This is a genomic window from Paenibacillus sp. GXUN7292, assembly GCF_050864975.1.
Classification (GTDB): Bacteria; Bacillota; Bacilli; order Paenibacillales; family Paenibacillaceae; genus Pristimantibacillus.
The window spans coordinates 100,040-122,165 of sequence record NZ_JBOZWO010000016.1; the positions used below are offsets into that span (position 1 = coordinate 100,040).

The following is a 22,126-nucleotide window of genomic DNA, read 5'->3' on the forward strand; positions in this document are numbered from 1 at the left end:
CAACAGTCAGACAGATTTGGCGGTGAGAGTGTGGAAACGGAGAAAAAGGTGCATAGCAACATAGAAAAACCGCTGTTAGACATGCGGATTGTCGTTACTCGAGCACGCTCTCAGTCGCAGCAGTTTATGGAAAGCATTGCGCAGCTTGGCGGCATTCCTTGCGAGCTGCCAGTGATTGATATAAAGAAACCAGATGATACGGATGTAATCGCCCAGATTAAACAGGCTTTGCTGGCAGCTCCAACTTACGATTGGATTGTTTTTACTAGTGTGAACGGCGTTGAACACTTTATGTATTGGCTGGATGATATGCAGCTGGAGCTGAAGCGATTCGTTCAAGCCCGCATTGCGGCAGTGGGGCCGAAAACCGCTGAAGCTTTAAAAAAATACGGCCTGCATGTTGAGCAGCTGCCGGATCATTATCATGCGGAAGGCTTATTGGAGCTGCTGCAAGGCCTGGTTCATCCTGGACAAAAGGTGCTTTTGCCTAGAGGCAATCTGGCACGCAAAATTTTACCAGACACGTTAAGAAACATTGGTATAGATGCAGTTGAAATTACCGTATATTACACAGTTGCTGCTCAAGCTCATGAGCTTGAGGCGCTGGGGTGGCTTAAGCGGCGGGAGGTAGATATCATTACGTTTGCCAGCTCTTCTGCCGTAAACTATTTTGTTGAAATGCTGCTGCAGAACGGGATAGGCAACCCGGTGCAATTGCTGGAGCATGTGCCGCTTGCAAGCATCGGGCCGCTGACGAGTCAGACGATTCGATCGATAGGTCTTGAAGCAGCCATAGAGGCGGAGCATTCTACGATGCAGCATATGCTGGAGGCTATAGTAAATTATACGAATAAAGCAGGAGAGGATCGTTAAAATGACATTTCCGATAGTAAGAAACCGCCGTTTACGAGGAACATCAGCACTTCGCAATTTAGTAAGGGAGACAGTGCTTACGCCGAATGATTTTATTTATCCCCTGTTTGTGACGCATGGCAGCAATGTAAAAGAGGAAATTCCTTCGATGCCAGGCGTATATCATTATTCGCTTGATCTGCTGGAAGCAGAAATTAAAGAAATTGCAGAGCTTGGCATTCAAGCGATTTTATTATTCGGGGTGCCTGATTATAAAGATGCGGAGGGCAGCTCTGCATTTGCGCAGGACGGTATCGTCCAGCAGGCAGCAAGAGCTATTAAACAATGGGTGCCAGACTTGCTGATTGTTGCAGATACTTGCTTGTGCCAATTTACAGATCATGGCCACTGTGGAGTGATAATAGCGGATAAAGGTACTGGCACGGCTACGGTAGATAATGACCGATCCTTGGAGCTGCTTGTTCGCACCGCAGTTTCCCAAGCGGAAGCAGGCGCTGATATTATCGCTCCATCGAATATGATGGATGGCTTCGTGCAGGCGATAAGAGCAGGATTGGATGCAGCAGGCTTTGAGCATATTCCGATTATGTCCTATTCTGTGAAATATGCTTCCGCTTATTACGGGCCTTTCCGTGAGGCAGCGCATTCGGCACCGCAATTTGGAGATCGCAAAACGTATCAAATGGATCCTGCCAATGTACGGGAAGCGCTTCGCGAGGCGGAGACCGACACGGCTGAAGGAGCAGATATGCTTATGGTTAAGCCGGCCTTAGCCTATATGGACGTTTTGAAGCTGCTGAAGGAGCAATTTGATTTGCCTGTAGTAGCCTATAATGTGAGTGCGGAGTATTCGATGGTGAAAGCTGCTGCTGCTAATGACTGGATTAATGAGCAGGCGGTTGTTCTGGAAACGCTGCTAAGCATGAAGCGCGCCGGAGCAGATATTATTATTACTTACCATGCGAAGGATGCGGTTCGCTGGCTGAGAGGGGAAGCTTAACATGAACAATGAACAAACGCGGGTAAGAAATGATCAGCGTTCAGCTGAAGCATTTGCAAGAGCGAAAAAAGTCATTCCGGGCGGAGTCAACAGCCCTGTGCGCGCTTTCCGTTCAGTAGGCTTGACTCCTGTCTATATGGAGCGCGGCGAGGGCAGCCGTGTCTTTGATATAGACGGCAACAGCTATATTGATTATGTTGCTTCCTGGGGACCGCTTATTATGGGCCACGCTCATCCAGAGGTTGTAGAGGCCATTAAGAAAACAGCTGAAAAAGGAACAAGCTTCGGCGCACCTACAGAGCTGGAAACATTGATGGCTGAGCTTGTGTGCGAGCGCGTGCCTTCAGTTGATATCGTTAGGATGGTTAATTCAGGAACGGAAGCTACGATGAGTGCGCTTAGATTGGCGCGCGGCTATACAAAACGATCGAAAATTATGAAATTTGAAGGCTCCTATCATGGGCATGCGGACAGCTTGCTGATTAAAGCAGGCTCTGGCGTCGCAACATTGGGGCTGCCTGACAGCCCGGGCGTTCCGGAGCAAATTGCGGCCCATACGATTACTGTACCTTACAATGATTTGGCATCGGTCAAGCTTGCTTTTGAAAAATTCGGCGAGGAAATAGCTTGTATTATAGTTGAACCGATAGCAGGCAATATGGGTGTCGTTCCGCCGCTTCCTGGCTTTTTACAGGGGCTTAGAGACATTACGGTACAATATGGCAGCCTGTTAATTTTTGATGAGGTTATGACAGGGTTCCGGGTAGGCTACAGCTGTGCGCAGGGCTTATTTGATATAAAACCGGATCTTACTTGCTTTGGCAAAGTAATCGGCGGCGGGCTTCCGGTTGGAGCATACGGCGGAAAACGCGAGATTATGGAGATGATTGCGCCTAGCGGACCAATCTATCAGGCTGGCACGCTTTCCGGAAATCCGCTTGCAATGGCTGCAGGCTATACAACCTTGAAGCTGTTAACGCCTGCTGTTTATGAACAGCTGGAGCAGCAATCGATGAGACTGGAGCAAGGCTTTAAAAGCAATGCAGCGAAGCATGGCATTGATGCAACAATCAATCGGGTCGGTTCAATGGTTTGCCCGTTTTTCACCGATCAGAAGGTCGTTGATTATGAGACTGCCAAAACATCGAATCTGGAGCAGTTCAAAGCATATTTCTCTTCCATGCTTGATTTGGGAGTAAGTGTGGCGCCGTCTCAATTTGAGGGCATGTTTGTGTCAGCAGTCCACTCTGATGAAGATATAGAAGCTACAATTGCTGCACATAGCGAGGCGCTAAGCAGACTGTAGCCTGTGCTGCTTATAAAGCATATACAAATTGTAAGCAATAATAACTGGCAAGCCTGCGCTACTGATCGGTAGAGCAGGCTTGTTATGCAGTTGGGGGTAAGACATGGATTGGCATATTGCTATTAATCGATCGGGAGAATGGATGGAGCTGGATTGGGAGCTTATTGCAAGGTGGGAAATCGGGAGAGCTTCTGATGCTGATCGCATAACAAAGCAGCTGCCAGAACCGGGAAGTCACGTTCATCTCGTTAAGCAGTGGCTTATAGAAGCAGAATTTTTTCCTGCCAAGTGGATAAATCGTTTGTTTTCTGTAGGCGGAATGAAATGGCGCGGCCATTTTTTGCAATTGCATGCCTTTCCGAAGGTTGATCTGAAGAAGGAGCCGTTGTTCGTAAAGGCTATGCGCGTGCAAGAAAAGCTGCAGATTGAAGTTTTATATGAGGATGATTATTGCCTTGTATTGCTCAAGCCGGTTGGCATGCCGGTTCATGAAGCCAACGAGCGGCAAACAGCCGTGCTCGATATCGCAGCGGCGCAATATGCAATGTCTGGCTGCGAGGAGCCTTTTCCTGTAAGGCATATTCATCGGCTTGACGCCGATACGTCCGGAGCTGTGCTTTATTCTAAAAATGACCTTGCGCAATATCGGCTGGATGAGGCGATGCGGAGCAATCAGGTTGAACGTTATTACATAGCTGCCGTTCATGGCGTGCTGAAAAAAAATAGTGGCGTCATCAAACTGCCTATTGGCAAGGACAGGCATATAAGCGGCAAGAGAAGGGTTGCGCAGGGCGGCGAGATGGCTGTTACGCATTATCAATGCCTGGCAAGAGGAAGCGACTGCTCGCTTGCAGCCTTGCAGCTTGAAACGGGCAGAACACATCAAATCAGAGTTCATATGAGTGATATGGGCCATCCTTTAATAGGGGATTCCTTATATGGGGGCGTTGGAAATCTGGGACATCAGGCGCTGCATGCGGAAAGGCTTATTTTTCCTCATCCGATTACAGGTCGGCGTATAAATGTAGAGGCTCCTTGGCCGGAATGGCTTAAAAAATTTGCAGAGCAAATGAAAGACTAACAATTTGATAGGCATGCTTATGACTATTCTACCATATAGATAAGTAGTGGATGTATCCGTTAATTACAATGCATTCAACCTATGGAGGGAGGACTGTAGCGTGTCAGATCAAACAAATGGTCTTCGATTTGATGTTTATGAGCGTGTTCATTTGCCTGAAGATGTAGCGGCGATAGATGAATTGGAGGAAATAGAGCTCATTCCCCGTATTGCAGTTATAGATGAAGGGGAACAAGCCATATTAAGAGGTCAATTGCTGCTGAACGGCGTTTATCGCGGCCAAGAGGAGCAAGACGGCCTATTAGTACTGGAGCATCGCATTCCTGTTGAAATTTCGCTGCCGATGAGCAGGGTCTCTCGTCTTGATGATATATCGATTGATATTGACAATTTCGATGTTGATATATTGTCTGCGCGTACTTTGAATATTACAGGCGTGCTTTCTTTGAAGGGCTTGCTTGTAGAATCATTGGATGAGGAAGAAAATAACTGGAGCGAAGAGGTGTACACCGCTGTACATGAGCGGGCGGATGAAGTACAGCTTCATGCGCAGCAATTCGAATCTTCCCAATATCAACCCCATTTTTCTTCCTACATAGTGCAGGAGGATGAAGAAGAAATATCATACGACCGGTCAAGCGATGAGGATGAAGAGGCCGAGGCTGAGTATGCCGCTGATCACGCGTATGATAGCGAGGAAGATGCTGAACAAGAGCAGGAAGAAGAGGAAGAAGAGGAGCGTCCGGAAGAGCAGCTTGATGAGCAATGGGATAACATTGCCGCTTCTGATTCAGATGAGGAAGAGTGGGAGCAGGAAACGGTAGAGCTCGCAGCAGATGACCGTGAGGAAGCAGCAGAGAATTGGCAAACTGAGGAGCAGGCTAAGTGGCAGGCGCAATGGCAAGCGGAACAGCTTTCTTATCAAGCTTCTGCTGCTGTACTGCGTGATCCGGAAAATGCAGAGCAAAATGAGGAGATTTATGAGGATTCCGATCTAGCTGAGGAAGAAGAAGAACGTCCACAGTATACAGCGGTTGAGCAGGAGGCGTCATTCGAGCAATTGGAGGATACTGCGGAAGAAACAGAGCTTTCTTTTGCGCATAATGAAGCTGTTGTCCCTCGCGAAGAAGCTGCGCCTGAGAAGCAGAGCTTGCAAATTGCCTTTAATGCGAAGCCTGTGAGCGAGTCAGGCGAGGAGCAAAGCGGTTTAGGAATCAGCTCACTGCTGCAATCGAGCAAGAGAGAAAGCGCTGCGCGCAAGGCGGCTGTACAGAGCGATATAGAAGCAGTCGCTGAAGAACAAGAGCGTACAGAAGAACAGGAAGAAGTGGAATGGAAAAAAATGTTTTTAAATAAAAGCGCTTCTGATCAAAGCTTTAAAAAGATCAGGCTATGCATAGTACAGCGTGAAGAGACGCTGGAACAAATTGCGCTGCGCTACAGTCTTAATCCGCGAGAGATTTTGCAGCACAATCGTCTTTCTGAGCCATCTGTATCCGAAGGGCAAATTATATATATACCTTCATAAGGCATAATGCAAACAGGCTGCCGCCAAGATCGTTATTGAATCTTGGCGGCAGCCTGTTTGTCTTTTGCAGATCAGACTCAATTTACAAACGGCTATCTATAAAAAACAAACATCTCTTCTTGATTAACTTTATTGTTTGCCTCTCCAATCTAAAGCATAATAGCTTCATAATGATTCGAGGGGGAAGATGTTATGGCAAAGGGAAAAATAAAATGGCTGTCTGCAGTGGTTGCACTTATTACGGCGTTCAGCTTGACTGCTGCATGCGGAGGCGGTACGTCTGATGGAGGAAATAAAGGAAATCAGGGAAATCAAAGCAACCAAGGCGGCACGAGTAATCAAGGGAATAAAGGTAACAACGAGAAAATAACGATTACGTTCCAAAACATTTATCCCGATCCGACCGACCCTAAGTATCAAATGCTGCGTGATATTGTAAGCGAATACGAAGCAGCGAACCAAAACATTAAAATCGAGCTGGATTCTTTAAATACAGACCAGCAGAAGCTCAAGCTGAAAACACAAGCGGCATCGAAGGAAGTGCCTGATATTACAATTGTGAATCCGGCAGCTCAAATGCAGCCGTTCGTAGATGCAGACCTGTTCGCACCGCTTAATGAGATGGTGGAAAAGAACGGCCTTAAGGGAACTTTCCAGGAAGGCATTCTTGACTACTATACCTTCGACGGCAATTTGTATGCTTTGCCAGACGGCAATAATATAGCGATCGTCTATTACAATAAAGAGCTGTTCCAGCAAGCGGGTGTAACGGTGCCGCAAACCTTTGAAGAAATGGTGGAAGCAGTAAAGAAGCTGAAGGCAGCAGGCATTACGCCAATTGCGATCGGTGAGAAGGATACTTGGACGGGATCATTTTTATTCATGAATATATTGCTGCGCACGAATCAAGGACCTGGCTTCCTGAATGCAGTGCTGGATGGCAGCAAAACTTTTGAGGATCCGGCCTTTACGGAAGCCGTTGATGCATTCCAGTCTCTAGTGCAGGCAGGTGCTTTCCAGGAAGGTGCGACTTCATTCGATTATAATGCTGGCGAGAATTTGTTTAAAACAGGCAAGTCGGCGATGTACTTTATGGGCAGCTGGGCGACTGGCGGTATTGAAACCTCCGAGGTGAATGCGAATGACAATGTCGGTGTATTCAAGTTCCCTACGGTAGGAGGAAAAGGGGATGTGAATGAGTTCATGCTTGCCCCGGGCAGTGCGTTCGCTGTATCGAAAAACAGCAAGCATTTAGCTGAAACGCTTGATTTCCTCAACTTTTTTATGATCAACTATCCGAAAAAAGCTTTTGACGTGAAGGGTGCCGTCGGTGTTGCTCAAAATATTGACGGAGATTTTAAAGCAGCAGGCTACTCAAATATGGCAATGGACGTACTGGGCTTGTTCAAAGATGTGAAGGGCGGCGATCTGGCCTTCGACAATACAATGAATCCGGGTACGGCTCAAGTGCATCTAACGAGCATTCAAAGTCTTTTTGTATCGAAAAAAGATGCAGCGGCTATCGCTAAGGAACATCAGACAGCCTATGAGGAAAACAATTAAACATGGCTAAAGCTAGTTGGAAAGGGGAAGCCCGGCGCTCCTCCTTTCCAGATTGCAAGCGGCTTTGAAAGAGGTGAGACGCCGTGAATGTGCTGAAAGTGTCCCGCTGGACGATTGTGGCATTTGTGCTGCCCTGCTTGTTTGTATACTGCTGCCTGGTATTCGTACCGATCTTAATATCGATCTATAGCGGCATGCTGGATTGGAATGGCATTGGCGCTTCTAAATTTATAGGTTTGGCAAATTTTAATAGAATGCTGACAGCTGATCCAGTTTTTTGGCCTTCTGTCGGCCGGACGTTTATGCTTGCCGGATTTTCTATGCTTATTCAGCTTCCGATTGCGCTCTTTGTCGCTATTTTAATCAGCAGATTTGTACGCAAGCCAAATTTTTTTGTATCGAGCTATTTTCTTCCTGTTATTTTATCTGTAGTCGTCATTGGCCAGCTATGGAAAACGATATATGATCCTGCCTCTATGGGCGGCATGATTAACCAAATACTCATTAAACTCGGTCTGAATGACTGGACGCATGCCTGGCTTACAGAGCCAAAATATGCTATATTTGCGATCATTCTCGTTGCTTTGTGGCAATATTTGGGCTACCACGTGCTCATTCAGTTTACTGGCATACAAAATATTCCGGCAGAATTGTATGAAGCCGCTAAAATCGATGGCGCAGAAGGGTTCAAGGCCGACCGTTATATTACGCTGCCGATGATTGTGCCTATTTTTAAAATTTCAGTCGTGCTTTCCTTTATCGGCTCGCTGCAATCCTTTGATTTAATCATGGTTATGACGGGTGGCGGTCCGGCGAACGCAACCGACGTAATTGCAAGCCATATGTATAAAATGTCGTTTCTTTCGCAGAAATACGGCTATGGCAGCGCTGTAGCTTCGTTTTTAGTCATGGTCTGCTTAATCGCTACGCTCGTGATCAATTATTTGTTTAAACGGTTGGAAAAACGTTATGTTTAGAAGGGGGCGCTTGAAATGAGTCGAAATATAAAGACAGCGCCTGCAACCGATCAGCGCAGCCGCAGCTTTTCTGTTATGAAAATAATTATTTTTTTCCTTTTGTCACTATTGCTTGTGACGCAGCTGTATCCGCTGCTATGGCTTTTTCTTTATTCCTTCAAGACAAATGAAGAAATATTATCAGGCAGCTTCTTTGCTTTGCCAGCCAAGTGGCAGTGGCAGAACTACACTGCCGCGATCGAGGGCGGCAGCTACTGGAAGTATTTGTCCAACAGCTTGTTTGTTACTTCGATTACTATGGCAGGCGTGCTGCTTCTGGCTTCGTTGACCGCTTTCGCAATAACCCGATTCAGATGGAAATATGGCCAGCTCGTCCTGCTGCTCTTTTTGCTAGGGATGATGATTCCGCTGCAGAGCACGCTGCTGCCGCTTATGATTATGTTCAGCACTATAGGCATATTAAACACGCATCTGTCACTTATTTTGCCGTATGTTGCCTTCCAGATTCCGATAGCCGTATTTATTCTGAGCGGCTTTATGAGAACGATTCCGCATGAGATAGAAGAATCCGCTATTATGGACGGAGCAGGAGCATTCCGGATCTTTCGGAGCATCGTACTTCCTGTTTCCATCCCGCCGATCATGACGGTTTTGATTTTAACCTTTATTAACATTTGGAATGAATATATTTTGGCTGCGACTTTTATATCATCGGAGCGGCTTAAAACACTTCCTTTCGGGGTATACAGCTTTGTCAGCCAATACTCCGTCAATTATGGAGCGATAGGCGCTTTTCTAGTGCTTGGAGCTTTGCCGGTAATTATTATTTACTTCTTGCTGTCAGAGAAAATTACGAAAGGCATGGTAGCAGGCGCCGTTAAGGGGTAATATGAAAGCATGAAAAATTTTCAATCGATTCATAATCGCTTGTTTCTTATATTTCTGCTTAGCTCGCTAGGACTGCTGGCTATCGTCAGCTTTGCTTATTACCAGCGCGCAACCGATCAAATAAAAGAGAAGGTCGTCACCATTGCCGAGAAAAATATATCGCAGACGGTCGGCCTTTTCGATCTGCTGCTGAAAGGCTATGACAGCGTTACAAAATCTCTGAACAGCAATTATGATTTAATGAGGCTCCTGCAGAATTACGCTATTGCGGATACGGTCGAAGCCGTTAATTTGGAGAGACGAATTACTGATAGCATAGGCGCTATTTTTTATTCCCGCAGCGATATATTAGGTATTCATATTGTTACTAACGAAGATAAAGTGTTCAGCTTTGACCGTTCCAATGGAGCCTCAGTCCGGGACTATTCCGAGATGGCCTGGTTTGCGGAGCTGCAGCAATCGACCGGAGAAATGAGATGGCTCGGCGTATACCCTGAATCGTTAATGAGCGGGGGGATACGTCAGCCAGTTTTTGCATTCGGCAGGCAATTATATGAGCTTACCGCATTGAAATCTATCGGAGTCTTTCTGATCGAAACAGATGTAGGAGCGATATACTCAGCGCTGTCGAATGCGAGCCTAGGTCCAGGCAGTTATGTCATCATACAGGACGCATCAGGTCAGGATATTATTCGGACTAGCGAGGATGATACCGAGCTGCCTGCAAACCTTTCCAACAGCTTGCGCGAGGGGGAAATAATAGTACATGGGACCGATCATGCTTTAGTCACTGCTGCCAAGATCGGGATGGCTGAGTGGACGATGCTCGGCGTCACGCCGAGCCGGGAGCTGCAGCTGGAGCTGAAGGAAACGCAGCAATTTTTGCTTACGGTTATATTAGTGCTGGTAGCTGCAGCTACTATTCTAGCAACGCTTGTGTCCCGTTCATTCTCCTCGCCTTTCAAGAGGCTAATCCAGCAGATGAAACAGGTGGAGCTTGGCAACTTTAAAGGAAGAGTGCATGTCGAATCTTACGGTGAGCTTAATGTTCTAGTAGGCTCATTTAATCGAATGGTAGAGCAGATGGATGAGCTGATTGAGCGCATCAAGCTGGCTTCGATTAGTGAGAAGCATGCAGAGCTGCAGGCGCTGCAGGCCCAGGTAAACCCTCATTTTCTTTTTAATACGCTCGATATGATTTATTGGATGCTGGATGAGCGCGAGAATGACCGGCTGGGCGGAGTTATTTTGGCGCTGTCGAAAATTTTTCGCTACAGCAGCGACTGGGAAGAAGCATCACGCGTTTCGCTGCAGCAGGAGCTGGAGCAAATCAAGCATTATTTTACAATTATAGAAACTCGGCTTGGCGGACGGGCAAATCTTTATATTGAGGTAGAGGAGCGTTGGCTTAAAACATTAGTTCCCAAAATGATCTTGCAGCCAATCGTTGAAAATGCGGTCAAATATGGACTGGAGCCGCTTAATCGGTCAGGTGTGCTAAGGGTATACTCTAGGCATGCAGCAGGAAAGCTGGAAATTATTGTAGAAGATGACGGCGTCGGCATGGAGCAAGAGACGCTCGAACGGGTTGTTCATTCGCTCGCAGGCAGAGAGAATGCCGAGAAAGCAGGCAATGAACGGGAGGAACGCCGAAGCATTGGTCTGCTTAATGTACATCGGCGCATCAGCCTCATGTTTGGTGAAAGCTATGGGCTGCAAATACAGAGCACGCTTGACAAGGGAACGATTGTTACGGCATCCTTTCCGGTGCTTGACAGAGAGGAGGATAAGCGATGAATATTCTCGTGGTGGACGATGAAAGTGTCATTCGCAACGGAATCGAGAGAACGATCCGCAATCATTTTCCACAGCATCAGGTTTTTATTGCTGCCGGCCCTGCTGAAGCGGTTGAGCTGCTTCAAAAAGCGGCGATTGATCTTGTCCTTACGGATGTATTAATGCCAGGTATGACGGGACTGGAGCTGATCAGCCTGACACGGGGGCGCCTCGCCCATATCAAATGGATTGTTATTTCGGCATACTCAGAATTTGCGTATGCTCAGGAAGCAGTCCGGCTTGGCGCCAAGGATTATTTACTGAAGCCGATCGGGAAAGATAGCCTCATCGAGAAATTAAAAGAAATGGATGAGGAAATCGCTGCAGAAAATAAACGGTTAAAAGAAGTGAAGCTGCTCACGCAAAATTTAAGATTTTTGCGCGAGGCTGTTACGGCTCGCTGGGCGTCCAATCTCGATTTGGGAGGTATCGATATATCACCTATAATCGGAGATCATCCGTATTTTCATCTCATTATGCTGAGGATGGACGGAGAAGCTGATTTAAGATTGGAGCATTTCATTGTCGATAATGTGTTATCTGAGCTGATGGATTGTGCAGGAAAAGGCTTTGTTGCAAGCATAGACAGCAAAAATCTGCTCGGGCTCGTCACATTGCGTGAAGGGGAAGAGCTTGGCAAGCTGATCGAACAGCTGCGGACCCATTTAAAACGCTATTTGAAAATACCCTTTCAAGTACTGCATTCCGGCCTTATTAATAATATATCGTGCGTTCCTGAGCAGATTAGACTAATGCGCAAGATGTCAGAATCAAAAGTGTATGATCATTATGCAAGCGGCGGTGAAAAGGCGGTTGAGGTCGCGCTGCAGTATATCCACACTAATTTTGCAGCAGAGCTGACGCTTGAGAAGGTTGCTTCATTCGTATTTTTAAACCCTGTATATTTCAGTCAGCTGTTTAAGCAGAAGACGGGGCATGGCTTTAAGGATTATGTAACCCAACAGAGGCTTGACCGGGCGATGTTGCTGCTTCGGGAGTCTGAGCTGAAAATAAGTGAAATAGCTGAGCGAGTCGGTTATCCTGATGTGCGGCATTTCTCGCAAATATTCCGTAAAAAGACAGGTCTCACACCATCGGAGTGCCGTTTGGGCGGCTCAGTAACTCTATGAAAAAAAGAGTCTCTCATGCCGTGATCAAATGAGGCGGATGCATAAGGATGTTTCCCGTATACGATATAAGTAAAACATTCATCGACACCTAGTACATCGCCCCAATTTTGCTGCGCATATTCATTAACGACAGCTTTTTGTACATTTTTCCGATGCCTTCTATTTTATCAAGCTAAATGAAACAAAGGTTGACTATAGTCAACAAGAAATGTATGATTAATTATATATGTTTTGAAAGACGTTGAAGGGGAATAGTGCACAGTCAGCCTTCAGAGAGCGGAGCCGTTGCGCTGTGAGGTTCCGCAGGTTATTGCTGTACACGAGTCGCCCTGGAGTTGCCCGATTGAATCGATATTGATCGTCGACTAAGTCAGGCCGGTTACAGCCGTTATCGTGTTTGAGTGTCATGCTGCGATCGCCGCATGGAACAAAGGTGGTACCACGGAAGCAGAACCTTTCGTCCTTTATTGTGAGGATGGAAGGTTTTTTATTTTTAAATATAAGACATGTATAAGTTGTGTTCCCTTATGATGTTCTTATATTTCACCGGTAAACGCGCCTAGTTCGTTTAAGCGAAAGACGGCGGAGCCGTTTATCCTTAGCCAAGTTGATTTGTGGAGGATGGAAGTTATGTCAGATAAGCAAGCGAATATTTCAATGGCAACGACGTATGATCCAAAAGCTGCCGAGCAGAAATGGTATAAATATTGGCAGGAAGGAAATTACTTTGAAGCAGGAAAACGGCCGGAGGCTGAAACCTTTACGATCGTAATACCTCCGCCCAATGTAACAGGCATGCTTCATATCGGGCATGCGCTTGATTTTACATTGCAGGATATTTTAATCCGTACAAAAAGAATGCAGGGCTTCGATACGTTGTGGCTGCCAGGGACAGACCATGCCGGCATCGCGACACAAACGAAGGTGGAGCAAAAGCTGCGCGAGCAGGGCTTGTCGCGCCATGATCTAGGCCGCGAGGCTTTCCTAGAGCAGGTATGGGAATGGAAGGATCAATACGCAGGCACGATTCGCGATCAATGGGCGAAGATGGGCCTTTCGCTTGATTATTCGCGCGAGCGGTTTACTTTGGATGAAGGGCTTTCCAAGGCTGTTCGTGAGGTGTTTGTTTCCTTATATAACAAAGGGCTTATTTATCGCGGCAAAAAAATTATTAACTGGGATCCGGCTGCAAGAACGGCGCTTTCTGATATTGAAGTAGAGTACAAAGAGGTTAACGGCCGCTTGTATCATTTGCAATATCCATTAGCTGACGGAACAGGACATCTTACTGTTGCGACAACTCGCCCTGAGACGATGCTCGGCGATACAGCTGTTGCGGTTCATCCTGAGGATGAGCGTTACAAGCATTTGATCGGAAAAACCTTGCTGCTTCCAGTTGTGAACAGAGAAATTCCGATTATCGGCGATGAGTATGTGGAGAAAGAATTTGGATCGGGAGCAGTTAAGATAACACCTGCACATGATCCGAATGACTTTGAAGTGGGCGAGCGCCATCAGCTGCCGCAAATCATCGTAATGGATGAGTCCGGCGTTATGAATGATGAAGCTGGCCCGTATAAAGGAATGGACCGTTTTGAATGCCGTCAGAAGCTTGTTGCTGATCTGCAGGAAAGCGGCATATGCGTGCTGATTGAGGAGCATGTGCATCAGGTTGGGCACAGCGAGCGCAGCGGAGCAGTAGTTGAGCCGTATTTGTCCACACAATGGTTTGTAGCGATGAAGCCTTTGGCTGAAGCAGCAATTAAAGCGCAGAAGGAAGGAAAAGGCGTTAACTTCCTGCCTGACCGCTTCGAAAAAATATATATGAACTGGATCGAGAATGTTCGCGACTGGTGTATTTCCAGACAATTGTGGTGGGGCCACCGCATACCTGCCTGGTATGACGAGGCAACTGGCGAGATGCATGTGTCGCGCGAGGATCTTGCAGGCGATCATTTGATTCAAGACAACGATGTGCTTGATACATGGTTCAGCTCCGCTTTATGGCCGTTCTCAACACTGGGCTGGCCGGAGCAAACTGAGGATTTGAAACGCTTCTACCCAGTTGATGTCATGGTAACGGGTTATGATATCATTTACTTCTGGGTTGCTAGAATGATATTTACAGCTCTTGAGTTTACGGATCAAATGCCGTTTAAAGATGTGCTGCTGCACGGGCTTGTTCGTGACCGCGACGGCCAAAAAATGTCTAAATCGCTCGGCAATGGTGTAGATCCGCTTGAAGTTATTGAGCAGTATGGCGCTGATGCTATGCGCTTTATGCTCTCTACAAGCAGCACACCTGGCCAGGATTTACGCTACCGTACCGAGAAGGTAGAGCAGGCGCGTAATTTTGCAAACAAAATATGGAACGCTTCCCGCTTTGCGATGATGAATCTGGAAGGCTTTGAAGCGAAGGATATCGACTTGACTGGCAAGCTAGGCACAGCTGACCGTTGGATTTTGCATCGCTTGAATGAGACGGTCAAAGACGTTACCCGCTTAATTGACAGCTATGAATTTGGTGAAACAGGCCGGCTGCTGTACAACTTCATTTGGGATGATCTATGTGATTGGTATATTGAATTTTCCAAGCTCAGCTTGAACGGGACTGATGAAGAAGCAAAGCGGGCAACGCAATCGGTGCTCGTGTATGTATTGGATCGCACGCAGCGTCTTATTCATCCGTTCATGCCATTTATAAGTGAGGAAATTTGGCAGCATCTTCCTCATGAAGGTGAATCGATCACTCTTGCGCAATGGCCGCGTTACGAAGCAGAATTGGAAGCTCCGGATGCTGTAAAAGAAATGGAACTTCTTATGGAAATGATTCGTGCTGTCCGCAACATTCGCGCTGAAGTCAATGTGCCGATGAGCAAAAAGGTAGAGCTGCTGGTAAAGCCGACGAGCGAGGCGGCAGCAGGGATATTGAGCTGTAACGAGGAGTTTGTTAAACGGTTCTGCGGTACTTCTTTGCTTGAGATCAACGTAGCGCTTCATGCGCCGGACAAAGCCATGACTGCTATCGTAACGGGAGCAGAGCTTTACTTGCCGCTTGCTGGCTTGATTGATATTTCGCAGGAGATTGCTCGTTTGGAAAAAGAAATGCAGCATTTGAATGCCGAGGTTGAGCGCGTGGAGAAAAAGCTGAGCAATGAAGGCTTTGTTGCCAAAGCACCAGCTAAAGTCATCGAGGAAGAACGCAGAAAAATGGAAGATTACGCAGAGAAACGCGATAAGGTAGTAGCCCGAATCGCGGAACTACGCGGTTAAAAGAGGGTTGTAAATATGAACAATACGCAAATGGAGCAGCGGCAATTTGAGCCGCTGCAATCCTATCAGGAAGCTGTAGACTGGATTACAGGCCTCATTCCATTCGGAATTCGGCCGGGACTGGATCGTATCGAGCAAATGATGGAGCTGCTTGGCAATCCTCAGCGCCGATTGAAATTTATTCATGTGGCTGGTACTAATGGCAAAGGCTCAACCTGCTCCTTTCTTGCTAATATATTGCAAAAAAGCGGCTATGATGTAGGCATGTTCACCTCACCTTATATAACGAAATTTACGAATCGCTTTCAATATAATGGCGCAGATATTGAAGAGGGTACTCTGCTTCAGCTCGCCAACCAATTGAAGCCGATTGTAGAGGTGATGGCTCAGACTGAGCTGGGCTCGCCAACTATGTTCGAGGTGTCAACAGCACTTGCCATTTTGTTCTTCGCCAAAGTCACCTATCCGGATTATGTTGTTTGGGAGACAGGGCTTGGCGGCAGAATGGATGTAACCAATATTGTTCGGCCCGTCATTTCGGTGATTACAAATGTTGGCCATGATCATATGGATCGTCTGGGCAATTCAATTGTCGAGATTGCGGCTGAGAAGGCTGGCATTATCAAATCAGGCACTCCGATAGTGAGTGCGGTGGAACAGCCGGAAGTAATTGAAGTAATTAGGGAGACCGCAATACGAAATAAGAGCACGCTGTATTTGCTCGGAGAGAAGTTTTCGGAAACGATGCTTTCTGAAGAGCAGGATAAGCAAACTTTTCGTTTTGAAGGGCCATTCCGCACGATGGAGCCGCTTAGCATTACGCTGAATGGCGCTCATCAGCGCAAAAATGCTGCAGTAGCTATTATGGTAATAGAAGTGCTGCGCCAATATGACGCTCTAGTCGTTGAGGATGAAGCGTTGATGGAGGGACTGAGCCAAGCTGCATGGCCGGGACGTCTTGAAATGATCTCGCAAAATCCGCGTCTGCTGATCGATGGGGCGCATAACCCGGAAGGGGCAGAATCACTTGCAGCAGCATTGAAAAATACGTATCGCTATGACCGTCTTCATATGATGATAGCAATGCTCGATAATAAGAATCATCGCGATACGTTGAAGCATATACTACCATTAGTGGATACGCTGATCGTTACTGAGCCGGATTATCGCATGAAAAAAAGTGCAGAGCAGTTAGCGCAGCTTATTGAGGAAATGCGCAATGAGCTTCCCGTGTCTGCTGACTTCAAGCTTGAAGTGGAACCGGATTGGCAAGCAGCGCTAAGTAAATTAAAACAGTTGACGGAGGAAACGGATCTTGGGGTAGTAACGGGCACTCTTTATTTGATTGCTGATGTTCGCTCTCTGGTTTTGTTCAATTCGAATGCTGAAAAGGGTTGGTGAACCGTCTTTGAATACAGCTGAACATATTCATTTCATCGGGATTGGCGGTTATGGCATGAGTGCAATTGCACGCGTCATGCTGGAGATGGGCTATAAAGTAACAGGATCTGATGTAGCCAGCCAAGAGCTTACACAGAAGCTGGCAGCAAAAGGCGCTGACATTTATTTGGGCCATCAAGCCGAGCATGTTACAGGAGCGGATCTAGTCGTATATTCTACAGCTTGTCCTAAGGATAATGTAGAAAGAGTAGCAGCGGAGGCGCTTCATATTCCTGTACTGCACCGCTCGCAAATGCTGGCTCAAATTATGAATGCCGGCAAAGGGATAGCGGTAGCAGGCGCGCATGGAAAAACATCAACATCTTCTATGATTGCACTTGTAATGGAAACATGCGGTGCAGACCCGACCTATGTTATAGGCGGGGAAATTGTTAACGTAGGAACTAATGCGAAAGCGGGAAAGGGCGAATATGTTGTAGCGGAAGCGGACGAAAGCGACGGTTCCTTTCTGCACTATTATCCATCCATAGCGATCGTAACGAATATCGAGCCTGATCATCTTGAAAATTATGATGGGGATTTCGGAAAGCTAAAGGCGGCATACGTGCAATTCCTTCAGCAGGTAAAGGAAGGCGGCCATGCCATCGTTTGTACAGATGATGATACGATTGTGGAGCTGCTTCCGCAAATATACGAAGGCAAACATGCAAGCCTATCGGAGCAGCTTATTACGTATGGCATAGATTCGCCTGCGGATTACAAAGCAGAAAATATTGAGTTCGGCCATTTGCAGGTAGCTTTTGATATGAGCTATAAGGGCAAGCTGCTAGGCAATATTCGCTTGTCTGTTCCAGGCAAGCACAATGTTTATAACGCAATGGCAACGGTTATTACTTGCTTGCAGGCAGGCATAGCCTTTGACAAGATTGCAGAAGCGATCACATTGTTCAGAGGGGCAAAAAGAAGGTTTCAAGTCGTGGGTGAAGTGAATGATGTTTTAGTTATAGATGATTATGCGCATCATCCAACTGAAATTCAAGCTACTTTAAGCGCGGCGAGAGCGACTGGGAAGCGCATTGTCGCTGTGTTCCAGCCGCAGCGGTATACGAGAACGTACTTTTTGTTTGAGCAGTTTAGCCGTGCATTTTCTGAGGCCGACGAGGTGATCATTGCTGATATTTACTCTCCTGCGGGAGAAAAGCAAATTGAGGGTGTCAGCTCAGGCAAGCTTGTTGAGCTGATTCGTCAAAACAGCAACAGTAATGCGAGGCATATTCCAACGAAGGATGAGATTCATCAATATTTAGCTTCTCATTCTGCACCTGGCGATCTTATTATTACAATGGGTGCAGGCGATATTTGGAAGGTAGCCAGCTCGGTTGTAGATAGTTTACAAAGCAAGCAAGGCTGACAAACAAGCGAATCTTAAGGCGAATAGCCTGTAAGATTCGCTTTTTATATTACAAGAAACTATGACCGTCATAAATCTCTCTTTCTATTCATAGAATTATACTAGAATCAGGTTGGGAGGGAGAAGCTGTATGTACACTGGCGTTAATAGAAATCATCGCATTACGTTTCGTTTTGACAATAAGGGAAAATCGATTCCTACAAATGAAGATGATCATAAAGAAGAGCAATGTCCGCCTCAGGATGGTGGACAAGCAGATATAGACAATAACTATTCGGAGCATAATAAAGAGGAAAATATGCAATCGGATCCCGAAATTACATCTTTTTACGAAGAAATAGCAGAAGATGCATGGAAATATGAAGAAACTCAAAAAGCTGGAGATATAAAAGCTAGCCGCTCTGATCAGCTGAAGGAGCGGGAGGAGACTATGCCGCATGCGCTGCAGCAGCATTCGGTTATGGACAGCCTAAAAGATATTAACCCTTGGAACAGTCCGTATCAGGATGATATAACAGCGCTGGAGCAATTGATTCGGGACTCAAATGATAACCCGCAGCAAGAAGAGCAAGTCAGCAGGAAAGATACAAATGAGCTGAAAACAACGGCTGCTGCCAATAAACGCTTCGAGCTTCAGCTGAAGGACGATGAGCTGGGTCCAACTTTCGAAGAGGGAGCAGAGGATGAATTAGCTTCTGATCGCTCATATTATAGCAGAAAAACAAAAAGCCCTTCCTGGCTTAACGTGCTGCTTTATGTAGTCGGAGCTCTTACAACTGGCGCATTGTTCGGCTATTTCATTTTAACGCTATTTATGGGCAATTCCATTTGGTCTAGCATTGGCGATCAGCCGGCGGCGAATATCCCTTCGGGCGAAAGCAAGCCGGCCATGTCAGAGCAAATAGACACCAATCCTGTACCCGGTAACAATCAAGCCCAGCAAAAACCGCTTGATGGTGCTGTCAAAGCAGTTTCCTTAGCCGGTGGATCGCAATCCTACTACATGCTGCAATTCGGTTTGTTTAATCAAAAGGAAAGCAGAGATGCTGCACTGCAGCAGCTGACCTCAAAAGGAATAGCTGCATCTACAGCGCAGACCGAGGATGGCTACCGCGTATATGCTGGAATAACGACGAAGAAATCCGACGCCAATCTGCTTGTCAGCCACTACCCGCAATTGGAGCTTTATTTGAAAGAGGTAGTTATCAAACAGCCGCAAGCTTTGCCTTTTGATGGAACCGCGGATACAGCAAATCGCTTCTTCGAGCAAACTGCCCAATTGCTTGCATCCTGGAGTGAAATGATCGCAGCCCAGCTAGAGCAGCCGACGCTATCTTCCTTTGGCGAGGCAGCCGCTGCCGCATTGCAGGAGCAATTTGACGCCTGGAATGAAACCAGCAAGCAAATGAAAGCCGGTATGAGCGATGAGCAGGGCGGCAAATTCGTGAACACGATAGCTACTGCTATTACAGATGCAGCAGCAGCCATGAAATCATATAATGACCAGGTGGCTATGCCTTATTTGCAAACGACACAGCAAGCAATGATGAAGGCGGTTCTTGCTCAAAAGGATTGGTTTGATCATCTAAATGCGTTGTAATGAGCTAAGAAGCTCCGTATAATAGAAGCTAATGTCACTTTGTAACGAAAGGCGCTGGCTTATGAAAAAAAATGGCTGGGTTCTATTGTTATTTATTGTATTGGGTCTATTTGCGGGTGCATTAATAGCCCGGTGGCTGCAGCCGCTTAAGGGAATATCTTTTTTGACAGAGCCGCTTACGGCTAAATTTTCGCCTGATATCGATTTGTATGTGCTAAGCTTCAGCTTTGATTTGACGCTTTCTATCAGCTTGCTTAGCATTGTCGGAGCGCTGCTCGCGATATGGCTTTATCGTAAAATGTAGGTTAAGGAGTAGAAAGATGCTTGAAGGAACAACAACTATCTATCACAACCCGTTGCTGCCCCGATTCAGCAGCATAGTGCTCGCATCTTCCTCGCCGCGCAGGCAGGAGCTGATACAATCTTTGGGATTGAAGCTCCCAATCAAGCTTGCGCCAACTTACGTAGATGAAACCTATGAGAAGGAATGGCAGCCTCATCAAATTGTAGAGCAGTTAAGCCTCCGCAAAGCGCATGCGGCTGCTGCGAAGCTGCGGCAGCAGTTAAGCGAAGAGGAGGCTTTGCTCGTAATAGGCTCGGATACGATCGTGGTCAAAGACAGCGAAGTACTTGGAAAGCCTGAGGATGAGCAGGAGGCCAGACGGATGCTGAGCCGGCTGCAAGGCAGCAGACATCAGGTGTTTACCGGTCTTGCCTGTACATGGGTCAGCAGCAAGAGCCAAACGCTCAGCGAGGCAGACCGCTCATTCGAAACGTACCAAATGGGGCGTACCGGCAGCTTTCAGATGCGCAGCTCGGCAGCGGAGCGCCTGCCATATGAAGCGGTAGGGCACACGGTCAGCGAGGTTACCTTCCGGGAAATGAGCGGGCAGGAAATTGCCGACTATACAGCAAGCGGATATCCGCTTGATAAAGCCGGCGCATATGGCATTCAAGGCATAGGGGCAATTTTTATCGAGAGAATTGAAGGGGATTTCTATAGCGTAATGGGATTGCCAATCAATTTGCTGTATATGATGCTGAGGCGCTTTGGCATTAGTCCGCTTGAATAAGCAGAGTTATTGCTTTTTATAAACAACAAGAATTGTGCTTCGTTGGTGTTCGTTCCCGCCTGGGGTTGATTTAATGACTGAACCGTAACAAACGTTGACAACCTGCTCCTCGCTTAATGTAGCGAGAAACTCATTAGCTTTGTTTACAGCATAGGAATTGTCTGTGTCGATAAATTCTTTTACCTGAATCATGTGCTACAGCTCCTTTCAAGTTTGCAAGGCTAGCTTAGCACCTTCAAATCCTTTATGTCAAACGGATTTAGCGGTAATGCTGTCAAAAAAACAATTAACTGTTATAATGGTTGTAGCGTTGTTAGTTTAATGCGAATGAATAAATTCTCATTATTGAGCAATAAGAAAAAAACTTGCCAATTATTAGTTATTTCGAAAGCCGAAATTTGCTGCAAAAGTGCAGGAAATACGAGCATTTACAAGCATTCCTATCATGCAGGTTGAATGAACAGCCGTCTCCCCAGGAGACGGCTGTTTGCGTATCTTCAGCTTAGGACAGTCAGTTGTGAAATCAACTGGTCCTTGCTGCACTATACTCTCAAAAAAAACATGGTATAATGAAAGGCGTGTAATTCATTCATGCCTTTTTATAGCTTTATTTACTGAAAAGAGAGGATGAATGAACGATGTTGCCACAAATAATTAAGGATGTGCCATTAGAGGAGCGTCCAAGGGAAAGAATGCTTCATTATGGAGCAGCTGCACTTAGTCATGCCGAGTTGATAGCAATATTGCTGAGAACCGGAACGAATAATCAATCAGCTATACATGTTGCGACGAATTTACTCGGTAAATGCGGCGGCTTGCATAGCCTGATCGATATGACTAGGGAAGAAATGATGTCGGTGAAAGGGATTGGCGAAGCGAAGGCCATACAGCTGCAAGCAGGAATTGAGCTGGGACGACGATTGTCAAGAAGCAGACTGGGACAGTCTATAGCTATAAGAAGTCCCAAGGATGCGGCAGAACATGTCATGGATGAACTCAGATATTTGAAGAAGGAGCATTTTTTATGCTTGTTTTTAAATACGAAAAATCATGTAATTGCCCGGGAAACGATGTCAATTGGTACGCTTAATGCAGCGCTGGTGCATCCGCGGGAGGTTTTCCGCGCTGCGATTAAACATAATAGTGCTTCGATTATATGCGTACATAATCATCCAAGCGGAGATCC

General features: G+C 46.5%; 18 protein-coding genes and 1 other annotated feature. Of the genes, 17 read left to right on the forward strand and 1 reads right to left on the reverse strand.

Annotated features, from left to right (window positions below):
- The first annotated feature begins 30 nt into the window (after positions 1–30).
- From ACRRU2_RS14795 to ACRRU2_RS14870, 16 genes are all read left to right on the forward strand, one after another.
- A complete protein-coding gene (locus ACRRU2_RS14795) occupies positions 31–873 on the forward strand; it encodes a uroporphyrinogen-III synthase (protein ID WP_432502706.1) in 843 nt (280 codons plus the stop codon).
- Position 874: 1 nt separating this feature from the next.
- Positions 875–1,873 (forward strand): porphobilinogen synthase, encoded by a 999-nt coding sequence (gene hemB, locus ACRRU2_RS14800; protein WP_432502708.1) that lies wholly within the window; start codon positions 875–877, stop codon positions 1,871–1,873.
- A 1-nt stretch (position 1,874) separates the two neighbouring features.
- On the forward strand, positions 1,875–3,179 hold the full coding sequence (hemL, locus tag ACRRU2_RS14805; RefSeq protein ID WP_331697048.1) for a glutamate-1-semialdehyde 2,1-aminomutase: 1,305 nt from the start codon (positions 1,875–1,877) through the stop codon (positions 3,177–3,179).
- 103 nt (positions 3,180–3,282) lie between these two features.
- Positions 3,283–4,260, forward strand: coding sequence for an RluA family pseudouridine synthase (locus ACRRU2_RS14810; protein WP_432502711.1), 978 nt, complete (start codon positions 3,283–3,285; stop codon positions 4,258–4,260).
- 100 nt (positions 4,261–4,360) lie between these two features.
- The gene (locus tag ACRRU2_RS14815) at positions 4,361–5,788 is read left to right on the forward strand and encodes a LysM peptidoglycan-binding domain-containing protein (protein ID WP_432502713.1); all 1,428 of its coding nucleotides are present in this window, start codon (positions 4,361–4,363) and stop codon (positions 5,786–5,788) included.
- A gap of 192 nt (positions 5,789–5,980) precedes the next feature.
- The gene (locus ACRRU2_RS14820) at positions 5,981–7,351 is read left to right on the forward strand and encodes an extracellular solute-binding protein (RefSeq protein ID WP_432502715.1); all 1,371 of its coding nucleotides are present in this window, start codon (positions 5,981–5,983) and stop codon (positions 7,349–7,351) included.
- 83 nt (positions 7,352–7,434) lie between these two features.
- The gene (locus ACRRU2_RS14825) at positions 7,435–8,328 is read left to right on the forward strand and encodes a carbohydrate ABC transporter permease (RefSeq protein ID WP_432502717.1); all 894 of its coding nucleotides are present in this window, start codon (positions 7,435–7,437) and stop codon (positions 8,326–8,328) included.
- Between the two features lie 75 nt (positions 8,329–8,403).
- Positions 8,404–9,216, forward strand: coding sequence for a carbohydrate ABC transporter permease (locus ACRRU2_RS14830; protein WP_432502752.1), 813 nt, complete (start codon positions 8,404–8,406; stop codon positions 9,214–9,216).
- A gap of 9 nt (positions 9,217–9,225) precedes the next feature.
- Positions 9,226–11,013 carry a cache domain-containing sensor histidine kinase gene (locus tag ACRRU2_RS14835; RefSeq protein ID WP_432502719.1) on the forward strand — a complete coding sequence of 596 codons (1,788 nt, stop codon included), beginning with the start codon at positions 9,226–9,228 and terminating at the stop codon, positions 11,011–11,013.
- On the forward strand, positions 11,010–12,182 hold the full coding sequence (locus ACRRU2_RS14840; RefSeq protein WP_432502721.1) for a response regulator transcription factor: 1,173 nt from the start codon (positions 11,010–11,012) through the stop codon (positions 12,180–12,182). Before ACRRU2_RS14835 ends, ACRRU2_RS14840 begins: the two co-directional genes overlap by 4 nt.
- Positions 12,183–12,414: 232 nt before the next feature.
- Positions 12,415–12,650 (forward strand) — a binding site (T-box leader).
- 153 nt (positions 12,651–12,803) lie between these two features.
- Positions 12,804–15,455 carry a valine--tRNA ligase gene (locus ACRRU2_RS14845; protein ID WP_432502723.1) on the forward strand — a complete coding sequence of 884 codons (2,652 nt, stop codon included), beginning with the start codon at positions 12,804–12,806 and terminating at the stop codon, positions 15,453–15,455.
- Positions 15,456–15,470: 15 nt separating this feature from the next.
- Positions 15,471–16,856 carry a bifunctional folylpolyglutamate synthase/dihydrofolate synthase gene (locus tag ACRRU2_RS14850; protein WP_432502725.1) on the forward strand — a complete coding sequence of 462 codons (1,386 nt, stop codon included), beginning with the start codon at positions 15,471–15,473 and terminating at the stop codon, positions 16,854–16,856.
- Positions 16,857–16,863: 7 nt separating this feature from the next.
- Entirely contained in the window at positions 16,864–18,267 is a 1,404-nt protein-coding gene (murC, locus tag ACRRU2_RS14855; RefSeq protein ID WP_432502727.1) for a UDP-N-acetylmuramate--L-alanine ligase, read from the forward strand.
- Between the two features lie 130 nt (positions 18,268–18,397).
- Entirely contained in the window at positions 18,398–19,867 is a 1,470-nt protein-coding gene (locus ACRRU2_RS14860) for an SPOR domain-containing protein (protein ID WP_432502729.1), read from the forward strand.
- A gap of 61 nt (positions 19,868–19,928) precedes the next feature.
- Positions 19,929–20,171 carry a DUF4321 domain-containing protein gene (locus tag ACRRU2_RS14865; RefSeq protein ID WP_331697036.1) on the forward strand — a complete coding sequence of 81 codons (243 nt, stop codon included), beginning with the start codon at positions 19,929–19,931 and terminating at the stop codon, positions 20,169–20,171.
- Between the two features lie 16 nt (positions 20,172–20,187).
- Positions 20,188–20,940, forward strand: coding sequence for a Maf family protein (locus tag ACRRU2_RS14870; protein ID WP_432502732.1), 753 nt, complete (start codon positions 20,188–20,190; stop codon positions 20,938–20,940).
- A 6-nt stretch (positions 20,941–20,946) separates the two neighbouring features.
- Here ACRRU2_RS14870 and ACRRU2_RS14875 read toward each other — a convergent pair whose 3' ends face one another.
- Complete coding sequence (locus ACRRU2_RS14875) at positions 20,947–21,132, reverse strand: hypothetical protein (protein ID WP_331697033.1); 186 nt, start codon at positions 21,130–21,132, stop codon at positions 20,947–20,949.
- A gap of 446 nt (positions 21,133–21,578) precedes the next feature.
- On the opposite strand from ACRRU2_RS14875, the gene radC reads away from it, so the two are divergent.
- A partial coding sequence (gene radC / locus ACRRU2_RS14880; protein ID WP_432502735.1) for a RadC family protein occupies positions 21,579–22,126 on the forward strand: 548 nt, incomplete at its 3' end.